Genomic DNA, 17,324 nt, shown 5'->3' with positions numbered 1-17,324 from the left:
TTATGGGTATGGAAGAGTCGAGATGGCAGATGCCTGTCCCCTAGGCATCTTGATAACAAAGCATCCCTGCTCGAAATAGAAACGGGCAGGGATGCTCCTAAGTGATAATAAAAACTATTTCATCACGACCTTTTGGCCGTTTATGATATTAATACCTTTCTTGGGCTCTGACAGGCGAACACCATTCAGGTCGTAAACAGTGGCATTCTTTTTTTGAGTGTTCTCAATAACTTTAATTCCTGTAGGTGTACCTTCAACTATGTAAGCAAAATCCTTCCAGCCATTTGTAGCTTTGTATTTATCAATAGTTCCTACTGGCACATACAGCGTTGCATTATTGAATGTGTTTACGTTAAAGGCACTATAGGACGATGATTTGCCTTCTATCACAAAAGGATTCTCAATAAGCGAAACAACTGTTGTCAAATCCACTCTGTCGAACGCATAATTTCCAATACTCGTCACACTATTGGGAATGGTGATAGAGGTAAGGCCAAAGCAACAATAGAACGCATAATTTCCAATGGTTGTCACACTATTGGGAATGGTGATAGAGGTAAGGCCAAAGCAACAATAGAACACATAATTTCCAATGGTTGTCACACTATTGGGAATGGTGATGGAGGTAAGGCCATAGCAACCATCGAACGCATTATCTCCAATGCTCGTCACACCACTGCCTATGGTGACGGAGGTAAGGCCAAAGCAACCAGAGAACGCAAAACCTCCAATGCTCGTCACGCTATTGGGGATGGTGATGGAGGTAAGGCCATAGCAACCCTCGAACGCATAATCTCCAATGCTCGTCACACTATTGCCGATGGTGACGGAGGTAAGGCCAGAGCAACCAGCGAACGCACTACTTTCAATGCTCGTCACCTTGCGTGTCCTGTTCATGTAGGTTACTTCCTCAGGTATAGCGACATTGCCTTGATATTGATAATTGCCACCACAGAAAGTAACCTGCAGTTCCGTGCCATCATTAATGTAGTTGTAATAAATGGTAACACCATCGGCATTCTTAACTTCAATGTCGTGGGCACTTGCTACCAATGGTAGCAAAATCATTGCAAGTAAAAGTAATTGTTTTTTCATATTCCGTGCGTCATAAGCGTGGGGTTTATAGTAATGTGTGGCAAAGATATATAAATTTCTCTACATCTACAAGAAATCACCCTTTTTTTAGCGTTTTTATATGACTGGAACTGGAGTCCTTGGGTACCATAACCTAAATTGTCTAACACAATAGGGTCTAACCTTGGAGGACAACAGGGACAGACGAGTGTCTTGCTTCTGAATCATTACCTTATGGGTAAGGAAGAGTCGAGATGGCAGGTGCCCTCTGATTGGTCAATTCTTTGTGCCTTTATTTTTGTTTTTGCAACAATTAACAACCATAGGTGCAATCTTTTACCCAATTTGAGCGTATATACAAATAAAGGTACTACAACTTAGATAAACCAAATATGAAGAAAATAATCACAACCCTACTATTTGTCTTCTTAACAGTAACCATTCAGGGACAAATCAATTATCGGTTGGAAGGAAACATTGGCAGACCGGAAATAACCGACACGCTCATTTTGAAAGAAGAGCGAGGAGAAATCGTGGATGGCTTCATCGCTACAGGAGTCCTCGATACTCTATACATCGTGAAAGGCGAAATCCAGCCGATAGAAGGCCGTCTGTCTGAGCCGATGATGGCAAGGGCAAAAGGTAAACAGATATTGCTACTGCACATTATCTTGGATAATGGTACAACGAAAATTGATGGTACCATCGATGGCTCTATAGTCCGCCAGTCGGGCACTCCGCTCGTTGATGCTATGAACCAGATGGAGGAAGAGCATCAGTTGCTAATGAATGAATTCCGACGTGCTTTCAGTAGCGGTGAGCCTATAGACACGATGGGGTTGATTGCCCTTGAGGACAGCTTTGTTGTAAGTGTAATATCGGCGCACCCCAGCGACCCCATTGGTAGCCTTGTTGCCAATGATTACGCATCCGATGTCAGTGCTCTTTCTCCCCGTCGAGGTTTGGAACTCATCAACATGCTTGTTCCCTCTTGGGTGGAAAAGGAGCCGAGGCTGCAAATGTTGCGAAGAGATTTGCAAGCAAAGGTAAGTACTGGCGAGGGTATGAAGTTTATCGATATCGTTACTGAGTACAACGGCAAGCAGCAACGCCTTTCCGATTATGTAGGTCGTGGTAAATATGTACTTGCAGATTTCTGGGCTTCCTGGTGTTTACCCTGTCGCCGTGAGATTCCCAACCTCATCGCCATCTATAACAAGTACAAAGACAAGGGACTGGTTGTTCTTGGTATTGCTACATGGGATGACCCCATAAAAACAATGAAGGCCATCAAGGAGGAAAACATTCCATACCCTTCGATTATAAACTTCAAAAAGACCGATACCGATGTTTATGGTATTAGTGGTATTCCTCAAATTATGCTTTTCTCACCAGACGGAACTATCCTTGCCCGTGATTTAAGAGGCGAAGATATTGAGCAGAAACTCGCAGAGATTTTTGCAGAATAAGACAAATTCTTGATAATGGATGGCAGGTGCCTGTCCCCTGGCATCTATTGCACTGGTAAAATGATTGCTGGTGGCAAAAGAATAATCCTTGCCGAAAGTGATATCTTTGCGTTAATAAAGAAAACCAAAGGCCCAGAGAGGAATCTTCCTCATGTAGGCAGATTCTATATCATCGGCTGCGACATAGGCATTCTCTTGATCGGCTACTTGGCTGAAGCCTTTATCTTGTCCGCCAACCTCAATGACGATGTCACCATCAATACGGAAGTCGCCCTTCTTATAGCCTGCATATTCCACTTTGTGACCAGCAGATGCCAACTGGTTGGCAAAGAATGTCTCACGCACAGTTCCTATCTCTGGCTTCTCCAGACTGAGTGTGTAAAGCAGATTAGGATTGTCAAGGTATATCTTGTCTGGCTTCTGTAAGTCTGTGACAGTCATCAAGTTGGTAAAGACTCTACGAATAAGATTGGCCTCCTCCATATTTGTGAGGTATTTGAGAGTAGATTGTCTGCTGATACCTGATGCCTTTGAAAGTTTTGAGATGTCCACCTCGTATGGTGTCATTTGAGATATCACATGAAGCAGTGCCTTGACTTGACGGGTGTACCCTACATCCAGACTGCGATATTTTGTCAGTTCCACATCAACGATGTAGTTGACCGTGTTTTCCAATTTGTCGTAATAATCCTGCTTCTCTTCGAAATAGAAAGGATAATACCCAAACTGGCGGTAGCGCGCAAAATGTTCCAGAGGATGGCACTTGGATATGATATCCATACAGACCTTTGAAGGGTTGTCTATCAATTGATCCAGTGAAACGGGCTTAATGTCGAGTCCCGTGTCAAGATGTATGAATTCGCGTAGCGACAAACCAGGCATGTCATATGGCATGAGACGGCGTGAGAGATCGGCCTGTCCGTCGTTTATCTGGATGAGGGACGAGCCACTCAATACGATGTGTAACTCATGATAGAGATCATAGATTTCTTTAATCTCCCGACTCCATCCTGGGTATTTGTGTACCTCGTCAATGAAAAGCCATTGTCCACCCATCATGACGAAGTTTTCTGCCAGATCGAGCAAGGTATGGGTAGAAAAATAGTTTGTATCAGCAGAACAATAGAGTACATGACGGTCGCCTGCAGGAAAATGCTGCTTGATGTATTGTTGCATCAGTGTTGACTTCCCCACGCCTTTGGGCCCACGGATTACCAGAAGCCGCGAATTCCAGTTGATGTGTTGCATGAAATCACGGACGTACTCCATCGGTACTTTTGATAGATAAGCATCATGACGTTTAAACAGACTCTCCATTTTTATTTCAATTTTACAGTTTCCTTGTTGATTTTAATAAACACTTTTTACGTAGATATGTTAACCATAACAAACACATACTGCCGTAATGTGTTAATCATGATAAACACATTCTGGGCGCAAATATACAAATTACCGTACAGATAAAGAAATAATTCTCCCTTTTCTGTAGGAAATTTAATAGTTTTTAGCAATAGACATGCAAAGCTAAAGGTGACTTCCTGGCAGCTAAGAATACACCTTTATACGGTAAAGGCGTTTACGCAATTCTTTAAATAAACAGGCTTTGTATGAGCTTGTTAAGGTATTGTCAACTCTCTTACAGAATGTTAAATTGAACGAGATTTCCGCGGCGGCATAGGTGCGTTTGCGGAAATCTTTGTACTTTTGCAGGCGTGAAAGTGATGAAGAGACAGATAGCAGCTTTTGTGATGTTGGCGGTATTTCTGCCAATACTGCTGTTGTCGTCGATTCACGTACACGAGTCGGCCGAGAGTGCCGAGGTGACATGCGTGGACTGTCTGCACAACCATTGCGGCGGTCACCTGACGCAGACCACGGTACACATGGACGACTGTGTGCTGTGCCAGTTCCTCACGCTGACGATGCTGACAGCTGCGGCGATGGCTGTCACGCTGTTGATTCATGTATATAAGAAATGTTACGCCCAGCTTTTGTGCGGCCATGATGCTGCCTGCTGTGGCGCCATCGTGACACGTGGGCCGCCTGCTTTCTGATGCAGTAAGGAGGACCGTTTTGCACATTTTTTTATATACATTATTATCATAAAGACAGAATGAAATCGAAATACATCATTCTGCCATTGCTGTGTGTAAGTATGGCAATGGCAGCACAGAATCATAACAATAAACATCAACATGCAGAGGACTCGACGGACGTGTTCTATCGCCATTTGCAACTGAACGAGCTGACGGTGACGGGCGTGACGGGCGATACGAAACTGAAACACGTGACGGCACCCGTGAGCATCGTGTCGCCACAGGTTCTCAGGGCCACGGCCTCGACCAACGTGATCGATGCTATCAGTCATCAGCCAGGCGTGAGTCAGTTGACCACGGGCGGCAGCATCTCAAAACCCATCATCCGCGGATTGGGATACAACCGCGTGGTGGTGATGAGTGATGGCGTGCGCCAGGAGGGTCAGCAATGGGGCGACGAGCATGGCGTAGAGGTGGACGGCAACAGCGTGAACAGTGTGGAGATACTGAAGGGTCCGGCCTCGCTGATGTACGGCTCGGACGCGATGGCGGGTGTGGTGATTCTGCACCAGCAGCCTACGCTGGCCGAGGGCGAGATGAAGGCTAACGTAACCTCAGAATATCAGACCAATAACGGACTGTTTGCCTATCATTTGCAGATGGCAGGCAATCAGAAAGGCTTTGTATGGGACGCCAGCTTCAGCGACAAAATGGCTCATGCCTATAAGAATAAATATGATGGCTACGTGCCCGGTTCGCAGTTTCGTGAAAGGGCAGGACGTCTGATGCTGGGGGTGAACAAAGGATGGGGACACTCACGACTTGTGTGGGCAATCTATCACCTGACGCCAAGCATCATCGAGGGCGAGCGCGACCCAAAAACAGGCGAACTGGAGCCTTTGTCAAACGACCTCAAAACCTATGGCAGGTCGCTGCCTTTCCAACAGGTGAAACATTATAAACTGGTATGGGATAACTCGCTGAATCTCTCTTCGGGCTACCTAAAGGCTATCATAGGCTATCAGCAGAACCGTAGGCAGGAGTTCGAGGAGTCGCCAGACGAGTATGAGACATTCTTTAAACTGCATACGTTGACCTACGACCTGCGCTACGTGACCAACGAGTTTGACGGCTGGAAACTCTCTACGGGTATTGGTGGTATGTATCAGAAATCAGGCAATGAGGGTGAGGAGTATCTGATACCTGACTATCGTCTGTTTGACTTTGGTCTCTATGCCACAGCCACGAAGCAGCTAGACGATCGCTGGACGCTGAATGGTGGTGTGCGTTATGATCATAGGCATCTGAAAGCCTTTCCTGGTTTCTCTATGTTGAACGGACAGGAGGATAACTTCTCACGCAATTTCGGCGCTTTCACAGGTAGTGTAGGTGCTGTCTGCAACATCAACGAGCACTTTAACCTGCGCATGAATCTTGCCCGTGGGTTCCGTGCGCCTAATCTGAGTGAACTGGGCTCTAATGGTAAACATGAGGGGTCGCTGCGCTATGAAATCGGCGACAAAGGCCTCAAACCGGAATACAGTCTGCAGGCCGACCTGGGACTTGATTTTACCTCGCGTTATGTATCGGCCCAGTTGGCCCTCTTTGCCAACCGTATTGACAATTATGTCTTTCTGCACCATGTGGGGGATTATACTGAGGGAACGGGATATGGTTATAGTGTATACGCGCCAACATACCCTGTCTATGCCTACACCCAGGGCGATGCCCGACTGCTGGGCTTCGAGGCTGGTGTGGACTTTCACCCCATCCACTCCCTGCATTTCTCAAACGCATTCTCGTATGTTGATGCACAACAGATGCATGCGGCGCCAGGTACCAAGTATCTGCCTTTTACGCCTGCTCCAAAATGGTCGTCGGAGTTGAAGTGGGAACTGTCGCACCATTCACACCCAACGATTGCCCATCATCATACAACGGATGCGGCTCATCGTTCGCTCCTCAACAATCTTTATGTAGCAGTCGGACTAGACTGTTTCCTGAAGCAGTCGCACATCTATGGTGCCGATGATACTGAGACGGAGACGCCAGGCTATGCCTTGCTCTCGCTCTCGGCAGGTACAGACCTTCAGTTGCATGGAAAGAAGGTGGCTGAATTCTATTTTACAGCCGATAACCTGTTGGACAAAGCCTATCAGAACCACCTGAGTCGCTTGAAGTATGCCGATGAGAACGCGGTTACAGGTCGTCGTGGCGTATATAACATGGGGCGCAATATCACATTCAAGGTGGTGATACCTATCACGCTGTAATACCTACTTTTGATTAATCTGCTTTTGCAGGTCTTTATAAGTGCGCAATGCTTAAAACACTCGTTTTTAGGTATTGCGTACTTTCATATTTCGCCGTAACTTTGCACCCAGAAAATAACAAGCAATATGACGATGAGAACGGCAACTATTCCTACGGAAATTAAAGTACTGATGAACCACATCTACGAACTGCAGAAGGGCGTGCGCCAGATGGTGCTGTTTACCTGCGATAAAAGATATGGTGATCAGACCATAGAGCGACTGGAGAGTCAGGGCATCCCTTATGTGCTTCAGCCTGCCGGTCAGAAAAACCTCAACGTGTACTTCGGACGCCGCGAGTGCCTGGAGGCTATCCGTCTCATCGTCACCCGTCCGCTTAACCAACTGACACCTGAGGAGGATTTCATCCTTGGCACGATGTTGGGCTACGACCTTTGCGCCCAATGCGAGCGCTACTGCAAACGCAAGAACGGATGCAAGGGAGATTGCGACGGCAAGTGTATCAAGAATAATTAGCCATATAAATTGAATGAAAAAAATGAATGCAACTATTGTAATCTATGGTTCCTCCACAGGAACATGCGAGGCTATCGCCGAGAAGATTGCCTCGAAACTGGGCTGCGAGGCTCTGAATGTACAGGACCTGACGGCCGATATCGTCAATGCCAACCAGAACCTGATTCTTGGTACTTCTACGTGGGGTGCCGGCGAACTGCAGGACGACTGGTACGACGGTCTGAACACGCTTAAGGCATGTGACCTGAGCGGCAAGACTATCGCCCTTTTCGGCTGTGGCGACTGCTCATGCTATAGCGATACCTTCGTGGGTGGTATCGGTGAACTCTACAACGGTATCAAGGGCAGCGGCGCCAAGTTTATTGGTAGCGTAGAGACCGACGGCTATACCTTCGACGACTCAGAGGCCGTGATTGACGGTAAGTTTATTGGTCTGCCTCTCGATAATGTCAACGAGGACGATAAGACCGATGTGCGTATCGACGCCTGGATAGCAGCCATCAGTCCAGAACTTTAAATAACTGGTATTTTTTATTCATAAATAGTATTTGTTTAGTATGAAAAAATGGTGACTGATCGTGATGACCGGTCACCATTTCTATGCTGATTTTAGAAAACTCAAAAACAAAAAACGAGGCGAGCATCACTGCTGGCCTCGAATACTAAGTTAATCAACCATAAACCTTAACCATTAAAAATCAATTGCAAAGATACATAATCTTGTTGATATCTCCAAGGATTTTATCATTTTTTTTCAAAAACTTTCTTTGCTTATTGATTTGTCTCATTCTTTTTTCTATTTGTAAATTTCCTCTATTGCCTTGCGAATCTTCTCTTTACGCTCGTCGGCGGCATAGCCGATGGGGATTAAGACGGCAGGCTCCTCGTTGTCGGCAAAGGTGAAAAACTCCTTGCATTTCTCTGCGTTGAAGTTGCACACCCAGCAGGTGGCAAGGCCCTGTTCCGTAGCAGCCAGACACAGATGCTCCACGGCAATGGCTATGTCGATGTCGCCATGATGCTTGCCGTCCTTGCGCACCCATTCCTGATCGTGCAGGATGCTGCAGATGATATACATCGGTGCCGAATTGAACCAGTCGCGGTTATAGCACTCGCGCAGTTTTGCCTTCTCGGCCTCGTCCTTCACTACGCGGAACATCCACGGCTGCTTGTTGACGGCCGATGGTGCCAGGCGGACGCACTCCATCACGTAGTCCAGCTTTTCCTGTTCCACACTCTTCTCCTGATAGCTTCTGCAGCTATACCTCTGTTTTACTAAATCTAAAAAAGTCATAGCAGTTCAATATTTAACCTTTTGGTTGCAAATATACAAATAAAAGCTGAATTATGGACTATAAAATGGAAAAATAGTGCTATCTTTGCAGCCCAGAAGTTGCATTTCAAGCAGATACGACAACAATGATGAAAAAGGTAAGAATCACAGCCCTGCGCCAAACCGTCTATGAGGACCTGATGGCGAAATACGAGAACCCGATAGAGCATACCTGCGATGTCAGGGAGGGACAGCAATGGATTTCCGTCGATGGGCAGCAGCCTGAGGGCATGTGTCCGTCGGCATGGTACTCTATGCGTGAGTTCGTGGAGTCGCTGGCTCGTGGTGAGGGCAACTTTTACGACGGATGGATGAAGAACCCGATGAGCGCGATGATCAGTTGCAACGACGGGTTCCGTCCTTTTTCCTTCTATATCGAGGTGGTAGAGTAGGGGTTCTTACTCTTTTATTCCTGTTCCTTTTATTTCAGATAATCCGTTTTATCAGGACCAATGTAGTAGCCGGGTTCTGAGGGCTGGTTGTAGCCCACGTTCTGATAGGCTACGGAGAGACGGTAGGGGATGTCCTGCATCAGACAGTTGATGCGGTAGGACGTGGGAATCGTGGAGACGTAGAGGCGCAGCTCTGTGCTCTCACGATTGCGAATCAGTACCTCTTCGCGCCAGTCGCCCAGGATGTCGGCGGCCAGACAGGGGTTGGACTTCGTGCCGTTATTGAACTGGCCGTCAAAGCGTTGCAGGTCCACAATCCTGCGGTTCTGCCAGTCGTATTTCGACACCGTCTCGCGGTCGAGCAACTCGCGCAGCAGGTCGCCGTCCCACCAGATGCCGAAGTTCATGGAGAGCCAGCGGCCTCCCATCACCAGATAATTATTATGTTGAGGGTCGTCGGAATCTTTGGCGGCGTTGACCACCTCGCCCTTCATATTCCTGATACCATGACTATCTGCACTCCACATCTCCACCCCGGGATTCGTTGGGTCGATGTCGGCAGCCATACAACGGCCTACGTCAGCAGTACTCTTAATCTGGAAAAGGACCTTGCCCGTGGCGGCATCGCGCAGATCGGAACCATCGCGCTTGTTCTCGTGGCAGTCCCAGATGTAGAGACGGTCGTCCTTCGGGTCGGCAATGAGATGGATGGCGTCGCCGTGGCCCATGCGGGTATTGTAGAGTCCCTTGCCATCATGATCTACGGCCATAGAGCCATAGGTTATCTCGTCGTAGCCGTCGCCGTCGACATCGGCAATGCGCAGGTTGTGATTACCCTGTCCGGCATACGAGCGCCACTCAGGATTATTGGTGTCAAACACCCAGCGCTCCTTCAGGGACTTGCCGTCCCAGTCCCATGCCACGATGACGGAACGGGTGTAGTAGCCGCGACAAAAAACAGCGGAGGGAAGGGAAGAGTGAATAGTGAAAAGTGAAGAATTTCTTGCCGTGCAAGCGTCCAAAGGCCGAGCGGCTACCGCTCCAAGGTAGGCGAGACCTGCTAAATAGCGCTCGGAGCGGTTGCCTTTTTCATCGCCCCAGGCTTTCAGTTCGCCGCGCTCAGGGATATAGGGCTTGGTGTCGAGGAGGCGACCCGTGAGACCGTCGAAGACGCTGATATACTCAGGACCAGAGAGGATGCGGCCTGCCTTGTTTCTATGATCGACGACGGAATCGCCGATCACGCGGCCCTCGCTATCGCGGGTGCCGTCGGCAGTCTTTACCATCAGTTCGGCACGCCCGTCGCCATCAAAGTCGTAGACGATGAAGGGCGTATAGTGGGCACCAGAGCGGATATTACGGCCTAAGTCAATACGCCAGAGCTGTTCACCGTTCAGCCGGTAGCAGTCGAGGAGGGTAGGCCCCGTGTAACCGTCGTGACTGTTGTCGTGTGCATTCGTAGGGTCCCATTTCAGGATAATCTCATACTGTCCGTCGCCATCAACATCGGCCACGGTGGCATCGTTGGCGGTATAGGCATACTCGCCCGTGTCGCGCCATCGCCAGCCATTATTGCCTGGGCGCTGCTGAGGTTGGATGGTAGGCACCTTGCCACCCTCGGGCTTGTTGAGCTTGATGGGGATATAGCCCACGGGAGCATCCTGGCAAAGCGTGAACTGTCCCTTGGCTGTGCCTCCCTTAATCTCGTAGGTGGCATCCTCGTCCAGGGGATTCTCGTCAATGAAGAAAGAGCCGCCATTGGTGAGAGGCGCTTGGTTGAGCTTCACGCCATTTCGATAAATATCGAAAGACTCACCTTTCCGGTCGTCACGCAGGATGCGCCACGACACGAAGGCACTTCCGTCCGCCTGACGCACGGCCACCACGCCGCGGTCCAGACGCTCCGTACTGAGCTTGGAATAATCATATTTGGGTTGTGCCGTAAGGCCTAAACATAGCGCTGCAGATGCGATAGATAGTAGGATTCGTTTCATATCGTAGTTGTTTTTGTGGTTGCAAAGGTAAGAAAAATATTTCAATCCTTGCATATTTCATACAGATTTATTACTTTTGTCGGCGATTATCGATAATAATTTTACTGAATGAAAGAATTTGTCATCTCCGAAGCAAAGGCCGAGACGGCCATATTAGTAGGACTGATTACAGGACAACAGGACGAAGCTAAGACAAACGAATATCTGGACGAACTGGAATTCCTGGCAACGACAGCAGGGGCTCGCACCGTGAAGCGTTTTACGCAAAAGGTGGGCGGTCCCAGCAGTGTGACCTATGTAGGTAGTGGAAAACTGGAAGAAATACGACAGTATATCAAGATGTGTGAGGATGCCTATGACGAGGCCATGGAGCATCGCGAGGATTATGAGAGCGATGCAGACATGCCACAGCCTGTGGGTATGGTGATTTTTGATGATGAACTGAGTGCTAAACAAATCAGAAACATTGAGAAGGAACTGCAAGTGAAGATTCTGGATCGCACATCGCTGATTCTGGATATCTTCGCCATGCGTGCGCAGACAGCCGAAGCCAAGGCGCAGGTGGAACTGGCGCAGCATCGCTATATGCTGCCCCGACTGCAGCGACTCTGGACGCACCTGGAGCGTCAGGGCGGTGGCTCTGGCGGCGGTGGCGGCAAGGGAAGCGTGGGACTGCGTGGACCTGGTGAGACGCAGTTGGAGATGGACCGACGTATCATCCTGCACCGTATCACCCTTCTGAAACAGCGTCTGGCAGAGATTGACAAGCAGAAGACGACCCAGCGCAAGAACCGCGGACGCCTGATTCGTGTGGCGCTGGTGGGTTATACCAACGTGGGTAAGTCCACGCTGATGAACCTCCTGTCGAAGAGCGACGTGTTTGCTGAGAACAAGCTCTTTGCCACGCTCGACACGACGGTGCGTAAGGTGACCATCGAGAACCTGCCGTTCCTGCTGGCCGATACCGTAGGATTCATCCGTAAGTTGCCCTCAGACCTGGTAGAGAGCTTCAAGAGTACGCTCGACGAGGTGCGCGAGGCTGATTTGCTGGTACACGTGGTGGATATCTCGCATCCCGATTTCGAAGACCAGATCCGGGTGGTAGAACAGACACTCAGCGAACTGGGTTGTTCGGAGACGCCTTCGATGGTGGTATTCAACAAGATTGATGCCTACACATGGACGCCGCAGGAGGAAGACGACCTGACGGAGCCTACGAAGGAAAACGTGTCATTGGAGGAGTTGAAGAAGACATGGATGGCCAAGATAAGTGAAAAGGGCAAAGTGAAGAGTGAAGAATATGCTGCCGCTCCCTTGTTCATTAGCGCTAAAAACAAGGAGAATATCGAGGAACTGCGCACCACGCTATATAATAAGGTTCGCGAGCTGCACGTGCAGAAGTATCCATATAACGACTTCCTCTATACTATAGAAGAGAATTGAACCTAACACATTAAATAAATTATGAGAGAGTACAGACAACTGACACAGGAAGAGATTCAGGTGCTTGAGAACAACGTATGTTGGGCTGAGGACTGGAACAGGGTAATGGTTGACGAGGATTTTCGTCCCTATAACTTCCACCGTGTGATATTCTATGGCGATATCCGCCTGGGTAAGTTCGAGAAAAAGATTGAGGTGGCTCAGGGCTTCTATAAGCACTCGGGTATCAACGATGCCACGTTGAGAAATGTCACCGTGGGCGATGACTGTCTGATAGAGAAGGTGGGCAACTTCATCAATAACTATACCATTGGTGACGACTGCTATATCTCGAATATCTCAACACTTGAGACTCGCGAGGGAGCCAGCTATGGCGCGGGCTCTACCATCAGCGTACTCAACGAGATGGGTGATGGCAATATCGTGCTGTTCCGTGAACTGAACTCTCAGTTGGCTGCTTTCATGGTGAAGCATAATCGCGACAAGGCCCTGGTAAACCGTCTGCGCCAGTTGATTGACGATGAGGTACGTATCTCAACGCCGGAACGTGGTACCATTGGCAACAGCGTGAAGATTATCAATACCAAGGATGTCATCAACACCGTGATTAAGGGCGACTGCGAGATTAGTGGTGCAGCCCGTCTGAACGAGTGTACAATCCTGAGTAGTGAGGATGCGCCTGTATTTATCGGTACGGGTGTCATCTGCGAGAACTCGATTATCTGTGACGGTTGCTCGATTAATAACTCCGTGAAGATGCAGGACTGCTTCGTGGGTGAGGCTTGTCAGATTACCAATGGCTTCACGGCCGAGGCCAGTCTGTTCTTTGCCAACTCATTCATGGCTAATGGTGAGGCCTGTGCCGCCTTCTGCGGTCCGTTCTCGGCTTCGCATCATAAGTCAAGCCTGCTGATTGGCGGACAGTTCTCGTTCTACAACGCTGGTTCAAACACCAACTTCTCGAACCACGCCTACAAGATGGGACCCTTGCACTATGGTACGCTGGAGCGCGGTACGAAGACGGCCTCTGGCTCGTATGTGCTGATGCCTGCCACGATTGGTGCTTTCTCTGTATGCTTCGGCAAACTGATGCACCATCCTGACACGCGCAACCTGCCGTTCTCTTATCTTATCGCTTATGGGGATACGATGTATCTGGTGCCTGGCAGAAATATCACTACTGTAGGTTTGTATCGTGATATCAAGAAATGGCCAAAACGCGACAAGCGTTCTAAGCAGTCGAAGAAGAGTATCATCAATTTTGACTGGCTATCTCCTTTCACGGTAGGTGAGATTATCCAGGGTATCGAGATTCTGAAGGCGTTGCGTAATGCTTCTGGCGACAATGTCACGACGTATAATTTCCACGAGTATGTCATCAACGCTTCTTCACTTATGAAGGGCTTGAAGTACTATGATATTGCTCTGCGTATCTACATGGGTGCCGTACTGAAGCGTGCTCAGAAAGAGGGCTTCTTTGGCTATCCGAAGTCGGAGGTGGGCAAAGGGGCCTGGTCTGACCTCAGCGGACTGTTGTTGCCTGAGAGTGAGGAACAACGACTGATAGACGATATCAAGGAGGGCGGCATCGAGAATATCCAGCAGGTGCTGACGCGCTTTGAGGACATCAATAACAGCTACAGCGACTACCGTTGGGCTTGGAGCTATCAGCTGATTCTGGATTACTATCACCTGACGGAGATTGACGAGGCTGCCTGCGAGCGTATCCGTGAGGACTACGTGAAGGCGCGCCGTGCATGGATTGCTGAAATCCGTAAGGATGCGGAGAAGGAGTTCCTGATGGGTGATGTGGAACAGGAGGTACTGGATGACTTCCTCTCTAAACTCGACCACGAGATTGACTATGAAAACTAAATAATTAGGCATGAAACTAAATTTTTTGTTTGGAATGGCCCTGATGGGCCTTGCATTGAGCAGCTGCTCTAAGTATGACTATGAGGAGGTGAAGGGCGATATGGCCCAGACCCGTATCTACACGTTGAAGAACGGACTGAAGATTTATCTCAGCGTCAACAAGGAAGAACCGCGTATCCAGACGTATATCGCCGTGCGTACGGGTTCCAAGAACGACCCTGCAGAGACCACAGGTCTGGCTCACTACCTGGAGCATCTGATGTTCAAGGGTACGAATCACTTCGGTGTGACCGACCCTGAGGCTGAGGCTCCTTATCTGGAGGAGATTGAGAAACGCTACGAGGCTTATCGCCAGTTGACCGACCCTGAGGCTCGCAAGAAGGCTTATCATGAGATTGACTCTGTGAGTCAGTTGGCTGCCAAGTACAATATCCCCAACGAGTACGACAAGCTGATGGCTACCATCGGTAGTGAGGGCTCAAATGCCTACACATCAAACGATGTGACCTGCTACGTGGAGGATATCCCCTCTAACGAGATTGATAACTGGGCAAAGATTCAGGCCGACCGCTTCATGAATATGACCATTCGTGGTTTCCATACGGAGCTGGAGGCTGTCTATGAGGAGTATAACATCAGTCTGACGGATGATGGCGACAAGCTCTATACTGCCATGATGGCGAAGTTGTTCCCCACGCACCCCTACGGCACACAGACCACCATCGGTACGCAGGAACACCTGAAGAATCCTTCCATCACCAATATCAAGAACTATTTCAAGAAATGGTATGTGCCCAATAACGTGGCCATCTGTATGAGTGGTGACTTTGATCCTGATGAGGTGGTGGCTACCATCGAGAAGTATTTCGGTGAGTGGCAGCCAGGTGAGGATGTAGAACAGCCTGTTTACGACAAGCAGCCTGAACTGACGGCCCCCGTAGATACAACGGTTATTGGCCTGGAGGCTGAGAATCTGTGGCTGGGATGGAAATTCGACAGGGCCAGTTCTTTGCAGGCTGATACTTTGCAGGTTATCCAGCAGATGCTGAGCAACGGTACCGCCGGACTTCTGGACCTGGATATCAACCAGCAGATGAGAATGTTGGGCGCATGGGGTGCTGCTATTCCCATGCAGGATTACTCAATGCTGATTCTGGGAGGTACACCGAAGGAAGGACAGAGCCTGGAGGAGGTACGCTCGCTGTTGCTCGAGGAAATTGAGAAACTGAAAGCCGGAGATTTCTCTGACGACCTGTTGCCCTCTGTTGTCAACAACCTGAAGCTGGAGTATTACAACGCCTTGGAGAGTAACCAGGCACGTGCCAGAATGTTTGTCAACGCCTTTATCAACGGTACGCCCTGGGAACAGGAGGTGAAGGCTCTCGACCGTGTGGCTGGTATCACGAAGGAACAGATTGTGGCGTTTGCCAATCGCTATTTCGTGAACAACTATGTCACGGTATTCAAGAAGCAGGGCGTAGACCCGACTATCAAGAAGATTGACAAGCCGGCCATCACGCCTATCCCCACCAACCGCGACTATGTGAGTCAGTTTGTGAAGGATATCCAGAACTTGGAGGTGAAGCCTATCCAGCCTCGTTTCGTGGATTTCCAGAAGGACCTGACATTCGGACATATCAACGACCAGTTGCCTACAATCTATGTACAGAACAAGGAGAACGGCCGTTTTCAGTTGGCTTTCCGCTATGAGTTTGGCAACGAGGCTGATTTGCGTTATGGATATGCTGCCCAGTATCTGGACTATCTGGGTACCGACTCATTGACATCAGAGCAGATCAAACAGCAGTTCTATAAGCTGGCTTGTAATTACAATATCCAGGTGGGCGACCGTAGCCTGTCTGTCAGCCTGAACGGACTCAGCGAGAATATGCCGCAGGCTGTAGCTCTTCTGGAACACCTGATGCAGCATGCCAAGGTGGATAAGGAGGCTTATGCGATGTTTGTGGGCATGGAGGCTAAGTCGCGTATGGATGCAAAGACCGACCAGCGCACGAACTTTGATATGCTGGCCAGCTACGGCATATACGGTCCTTACAATCCCCGTCGTCATGATATCTCTATCGATACGCTGGCAAATACCAATCCTGAGGAATTGCTTGGCTTGCTGAAAGACCTTGCCCAGTACAAGCACACCGTGTTGTACTATGGTCCGATGAGCGAGGATGAACTGGCAGACGCCTTGGCCTCTTACGCTTCTCAGGCGAACGTGGCAACGAAGGATGTACCTGAGAATAAGCACTATGTGATGCAGCCTACCGACAGCAACGAGGTGCTGCTGGCTCCTTATGATGCCCAGAATATCTACATGCGTATGTACCACAATGAGGGTAATGCATGGAATCCGGAGGAGGCTCCCGTCCAGGCGCTCTTCAACGAGTTCTTCGGAGGTGGTATGAACAGCATTGTCTTCCAGGAACTGCGTGAGGCTCGCGGACTGGCTTACAATGCTTATGCTTACTATATGCAGCCCAGTCATCAGGATTACAAGGATATGTTCTTTACGCATATCATCACACAGAACGACAAAATGGCCGACTGTATTGCGGAGTTCCATCATATCCTTGACTCAGTACCTCAGAGTGAGGGTGCCCTGAAGATTGCCAAAGAGTCTATCATCAAGCGTCTTGCCAGTATGCGTACAACGAAGTTTGGTCTGATTAATGCCTGGCTGACAGCTCAGGAGAATGGTCTTGACTACGATATCAACCAGCGTATCTACGAGGCAATGCCTAACCTGACGCTGGCCGATGTGCTGGAATTTGCCGACAGATGTATCGCCCGTAAGCCTTATCGCTACGTCATCTTAGGCAATGAGGAGGCTCTCGATATGGCGACCTTGGAGAAGTATGGTCCCGTGAAACGAGTGACGACAAAGGAAATCTTTGGCTATTAATTCGC

The 17,324-nt window shown here is 49.0% G+C and carries 13 protein-coding genes; 9 read left to right on the top strand and 4 right to left on the bottom strand.

The window, feature by feature from the left end:
• Nucleotides 1-114 precede the first annotated feature (114 nt).
• The gene (locus L6468_RS11375) at nucleotides 115-1,095 is read right to left on the bottom strand and encodes a leucine-rich repeat domain-containing protein (RefSeq protein ID WP_237793325.1); all 981 of its coding nucleotides are present in this window, start codon (nucleotides 1,093-1,095) and stop codon (nucleotides 115-117) included.
• 371 nt (nucleotides 1,096-1,466) lie between these two features.
• On the opposite strand from L6468_RS11375, the gene L6468_RS11370 reads away from it, so the two are divergent.
• Complete coding sequence (locus L6468_RS11370; RefSeq protein WP_237793324.1) at nucleotides 1,467-2,543, top strand: TlpA disulfide reductase family protein; 1,077 nt, start codon at nucleotides 1,467-1,469, stop codon at nucleotides 2,541-2,543.
• Between the two features lie 111 nt (nucleotides 2,544-2,654).
• Here L6468_RS11370 and L6468_RS11365 read toward each other — a convergent pair whose 3' ends face one another.
• On the bottom strand, nucleotides 2,655-3,860 hold the full coding sequence (locus L6468_RS11365) for an ATP-binding protein (RefSeq protein ID WP_237793323.1): 1,206 nt from the start codon (nucleotides 3,858-3,860) through the stop codon (nucleotides 2,655-2,657).
• A gap of 404 nt (nucleotides 3,861-4,264) precedes the next feature.
• Between L6468_RS11365 and L6468_RS11360 the strand changes: the two genes are divergently transcribed.
• The 4 genes from L6468_RS11360 to fldA all read left to right on the top strand — a co-directional run bounded on the left by L6468_RS11360 (nucleotide 4,265) and on the right by fldA (nucleotide 7,885).
• Entirely contained in the window at nucleotides 4,265-4,597 is a 333-nt protein-coding gene (locus L6468_RS11360; RefSeq protein WP_237793322.1) for a hypothetical protein, read from the top strand.
• Nucleotides 4,598-4,656: 59 nt separating this feature from the next.
• Nucleotides 4,657-6,852 (top strand): TonB-dependent receptor, encoded by a 2,196-nt coding sequence (locus L6468_RS11355; RefSeq protein WP_237793321.1) that lies wholly within the window; start codon nucleotides 4,657-4,659, stop codon nucleotides 6,850-6,852.
• 126 nt (nucleotides 6,853-6,978) lie between these two features.
• Complete coding sequence (locus L6468_RS11350) at nucleotides 6,979-7,368, top strand: DUF2023 family protein (RefSeq protein WP_237793320.1); 390 nt, start codon at nucleotides 6,979-6,981, stop codon at nucleotides 7,366-7,368.
• Nucleotides 7,369-7,390: 22 nt separating this feature from the next.
• Nucleotides 7,391-7,885, top strand: a complete 495-nt coding sequence (gene fldA / locus L6468_RS11345) for a flavodoxin FldA (protein WP_237793319.1) — start codon at nucleotides 7,391-7,393, stop codon at nucleotides 7,883-7,885.
• A 279-nt stretch (nucleotides 7,886-8,164) separates the two neighbouring features.
• On the opposite strand, the gene L6468_RS11340 is transcribed toward fldA, so the two are convergent.
• Complete coding sequence (locus tag L6468_RS11340) at nucleotides 8,165-8,662, bottom strand: nitroreductase family protein (RefSeq protein ID WP_237793318.1); 498 nt, start codon at nucleotides 8,660-8,662, stop codon at nucleotides 8,165-8,167.
• Between the two features lie 128 nt (nucleotides 8,663-8,790).
• On the opposite strand from L6468_RS11340, the gene L6468_RS11335 reads away from it, so the two are divergent.
• Complete coding sequence (locus tag L6468_RS11335) at nucleotides 8,791-9,093, top strand: TIGR04076 family protein (RefSeq protein WP_091817177.1); 303 nt, start codon at nucleotides 8,791-8,793, stop codon at nucleotides 9,091-9,093.
• A gap of 29 nt (nucleotides 9,094-9,122) precedes the next feature.
• On the opposite strand, the gene L6468_RS11330 is transcribed toward L6468_RS11335, so the two are convergent.
• Entirely contained in the window at nucleotides 9,123-11,087 is a 1,965-nt protein-coding gene (locus L6468_RS11330; RefSeq protein WP_237793317.1) for a rhamnogalacturonan lyase, read from the bottom strand.
• A gap of 108 nt (nucleotides 11,088-11,195) precedes the next feature.
• On the opposite strand from L6468_RS11330, the gene hflX reads away from it, so the two are divergent.
• From hflX to L6468_RS11315, 3 genes are read left to right on the top strand one after another with little or no spacing between them, the layout of a single operon-like run.
• Nucleotides 11,196-12,530 (top strand): GTPase HflX, encoded by a 1,335-nt coding sequence (gene hflX / locus L6468_RS11325; RefSeq protein ID WP_237793316.1) that lies wholly within the window; start codon nucleotides 11,196-11,198, stop codon nucleotides 12,528-12,530.
• A gap of 21 nt (nucleotides 12,531-12,551) precedes the next feature.
• Nucleotides 12,552-14,405, top strand: coding sequence for a DUF4954 family protein (locus L6468_RS11320; protein ID WP_091816887.1), 1,854 nt, complete (start codon nucleotides 12,552-12,554; stop codon nucleotides 14,403-14,405).
• 10 nt (nucleotides 14,406-14,415) lie between these two features.
• Nucleotides 14,416-17,319, top strand: a complete 2,904-nt coding sequence (locus L6468_RS11315) for a M16 family metallopeptidase (protein ID WP_237793315.1) — start codon at nucleotides 14,416-14,418, stop codon at nucleotides 17,317-17,319.
• Nucleotides 17,320-17,324 lie beyond the last annotated feature (5 nt).

Origin of the sequence: Prevotella communis (assembly GCF_022024115.1) — a bacterium.
Classification (GTDB): domain Bacteria; phylum Bacteroidota; class Bacteroidia; order Bacteroidales; family Bacteroidaceae; genus Prevotella; species Prevotella communis.
Note: the sequence above shows the minus strand (reverse complement) of the source record. Positions and strands in the feature narration are given on the sequence as shown.

Bases quoted from the DNA above. Each gene is read 5' to 3' on its own strand.
- L6468_RS11375 (WP_237793325.1), bottom strand. From the start codon at position 1,095: ATGAAAAAACAATTACTTTTACTTGCAATGATTTTGCTACCATTGGTA.
- L6468_RS11370 (WP_237793324.1), top strand. From the start codon at position 1,467: ATGAAGAAAATAATCACAACCCTACTATTTGTCTTCTTAACAGTAACC.
- L6468_RS11365 (WP_237793323.1), bottom strand. From the start codon at position 3,860: ATGGAGAGTCTGTTTAAACGTCATGATGCTTATCTATCAAAAGTACCG.
- L6468_RS11360 (WP_237793322.1), top strand. From the start codon at position 4,265: ATGAAGAGACAGATAGCAGCTTTTGTGATGTTGGCGGTATTTCTGCCA.
- L6468_RS11355 (WP_237793321.1), top strand. From the start codon at position 4,657: ATGAAATCGAAATACATCATTCTGCCATTGCTGTGTGTAAGTATGGCA.
- L6468_RS11350 (WP_237793320.1), top strand. From the start codon at position 6,979: ATGACGATGAGAACGGCAACTATTCCTACGGAAATTAAAGTACTGATG.
- fldA (WP_237793319.1), top strand. From the start codon at position 7,391: ATGAATGCAACTATTGTAATCTATGGTTCCTCCACAGGAACATGCGAG.
- L6468_RS11340 (WP_237793318.1), bottom strand. From the start codon at position 8,662: ATGACTTTTTTAGATTTAGTAAAACAGAGGTATAGCTGCAGAAGCTAT.
- L6468_RS11335 (WP_091817177.1), top strand. From the start codon at position 8,791: ATGAAAAAGGTAAGAATCACAGCCCTGCGCCAAACCGTCTATGAGGAC.
- L6468_RS11330 (WP_237793317.1), bottom strand. From the start codon at position 11,087: ATGAAACGAATCCTACTATCTATCGCATCTGCAGCGCTATGTTTAGGC.
- hflX (WP_237793316.1), top strand. From the start codon at position 11,196: ATGAAAGAATTTGTCATCTCCGAAGCAAAGGCCGAGACGGCCATATTA.
- L6468_RS11320 (WP_091816887.1), top strand. From the start codon at position 12,552: ATGAGAGAGTACAGACAACTGACACAGGAAGAGATTCAGGTGCTTGAG.
- L6468_RS11315 (WP_237793315.1), top strand. From the start codon at position 14,416: ATGAAACTAAATTTTTTGTTTGGAATGGCCCTGATGGGCCTTGCATTG.